3 protein-coding genes are annotated in these 1,733 nt (G+C 57.7%); 1 reads left to right on the top strand and 2 read right to left on the bottom strand.

Annotation, left to right across the window (positions count from 1 at the left end):
• On the top strand, positions 1-224 hold a 224-nt coding region (locus tag A3A5_RS44995), incomplete at its 5' end, for a hypothetical protein (RefSeq protein ID WP_232431408.1).
• 31 nt (positions 225-255) lie between these two features.
• Here A3A5_RS44995 and A3A5_RS0120025 read toward each other — a convergent pair.
• Both A3A5_RS0120025 and A3A5_RS0120020 read right to left on the bottom strand, forming a co-directional pair.
• Positions 256-1,125 carry an ImmA/IrrE family metallo-endopeptidase gene (locus A3A5_RS0120025; protein WP_018312311.1) on the bottom strand — a complete coding sequence of 290 codons (870 nt, stop codon included), beginning with the start codon at positions 1,123-1,125 and terminating at the stop codon, positions 256-258.
• A gap of 2 nt (positions 1,126-1,127) precedes the next feature.
• A complete protein-coding gene (locus A3A5_RS0120020) occupies positions 1,128-1,514 on the bottom strand; it encodes a helix-turn-helix transcriptional regulator (RefSeq protein ID WP_018312310.1) in 387 nt (128 codons plus the stop codon).
• Positions 1,515-1,733: the final 219 nt, after the last annotated feature.

Below are 1,733 nucleotides of genomic sequence, written 5' to 3'. Positions count from 1 at the left end.
GGGACGGCTTCAGAAAACGGAGAATATTGCCCGGTAAGGGGGAGTACGCCGGAACCGCCGAAAATTCCGGAATTTTGCATTGTGAAATTTTCGGCCAATCCGCAACCCTTCCGGCGGCGAACTATCGGACAGTGCGATCGGATGCCGAGTTGCTGCAAAAGGAACTTGATATCACTTGCCGCTTGTTGATCGGGCTGAGCGAGCCGTCCACGCGCAGCCCATAGCAGGCGTTCGACATGGGACTGTCAGGTTTCGTTAACGACGCCTGCTCCGCCCTGGCCACGGCAGTTGCCCCGTAAGTTCAGCCAAGCCGCCATCGTCCCCGACGCGCGCACCGAAGCGATTCACTTCGACCTCAGGTAAATCGTCGCTGTCGAACCACAACAGCGACGTAGTGGTGTCGGTGCGCGCGTAGTGCCTGGAAAGCTCCCAGAGGTCGAGTCCCTTTTCCCAGTTATCGAACCAGATGTCTTGTGAAACCTCATCCGTTTCGGCGGCACTGATGCCTGAAGAACGGAGGCGGTGAGCCACGGAGCCGACCGGGATGACGGATTTGGGAGATATCCAGGCCCCAGCCTGTCGCAAGCTAGTGGAGCGTGCTCCGTACCGCACCGCACCGCGCTCCATGGTGACGAATGCGCACGGCATATCGCTGAGAGTGGCAAACCTTGACGCCGCTGCAGGGAACGATGTGCCGAACAAGTCAGCCATGTGCTGGATAAGGCCCAGCGATGGCTCCTCCTTTGGCACTAGCGACAGCCATTGCTGATACGGCATCAGCAATTCGGCGGCGAAGGTGTCACAAGCGATTTCGTTGGGGTGCCGCTTGGCATAGGACCAGGACGGCACTTCTGCATGACTAGACTCCAGATCGAGCACGATATGCGCTATCTCATGGCATATGGTGAAGCGCTGGCGTTCTTCCGTCTCCAGGGAATTCACTGTGATGACGTGCTTCCCGTTCGGCTTGGTGATCGTGTAGCCGGATTCCCCCTCGCCAAGCTCATCCTTCTTGACCTTGGCGTTAGCCGCAACCACATAGGGCGTCAGATCTACCCGGATGCCCGACACATCGACCTTCGCAACAAAGACTCGTGCTTTCTGCCTGACATCCGCCTCATCCATGTTCAGTCGTCCTCGTCCTCGAATGCCCTCTGTATTCGGGCGATCAGCGTCGCGGGATCAGGTCTGGCATTTCCGCGATGCCTCACTCCCGCCGCAGCCGAAAAGATGTCAATGCTAATGGAGGGGTCTTGTAGCACAAACTCGACGAGACCCGGGTCGGTATCCGTATGGTCAGCAAGCCACATTACCAGAGCGGCATCTCTCTCTCCTGGTTTGAGAACCCGTAACAGCTTCTCGACCAGAACCGGCGATGGATTCGCCTTCTCGCCTGACTCCAAGCGGTGGACATAAGCATGATCCACCGAAGAGAGCTGACCGATTTCGCGCAGCGAAAGGGTTCTGCGTTCGCGCAGCGTCTTGAGGGCGACGCCCAGGCCTGTTTGTGACATCCGTTCTGTTCCTTGCGGTTGCGGAGAGACTGCTACGCGGCTCCCGTCCCCGCATCAGTTGTGTTCAATGGCGCCCCGTCGGGTATTTGCAGCTAGGCACCAACTCTGATACATTGTTGTCCAGACAGACAACAACCGTAGGTTTCATGCTTCCAGCAGGTTGATCTGGCCTGACTCGCCCGTTGTCTGCAAGAGCAACATATTTTCCTATAGCGGGCA

It is taken from the genome of Cupriavidus sp. UYPR2.512 (assembly GCF_000379565.1).
GTDB lineage: Bacteria > Pseudomonadota > Gammaproteobacteria > Burkholderiales > Burkholderiaceae > Cupriavidus.
Note: the sequence above shows the minus strand (reverse complement) of the source record. Positions and strands in the feature narration are given on the sequence as shown.

What these genes read in the sequence shown, in the direction of transcription:
- A3A5_RS0120020 (WP_018312310.1), bottom strand. Translation starts at nt 1,514, where the DNA reads ATGTCACAAACAGGCCTGGGCGTCGCCCTCAAGACGCTGCGCGAACGC.
- A3A5_RS0120025 (WP_018312311.1), bottom strand. Translation starts at nt 1,125, where the DNA reads ATGGATGAGGCGGATGTCAGGCAGAAAGCACGAGTCTTTGTTGCGAAG.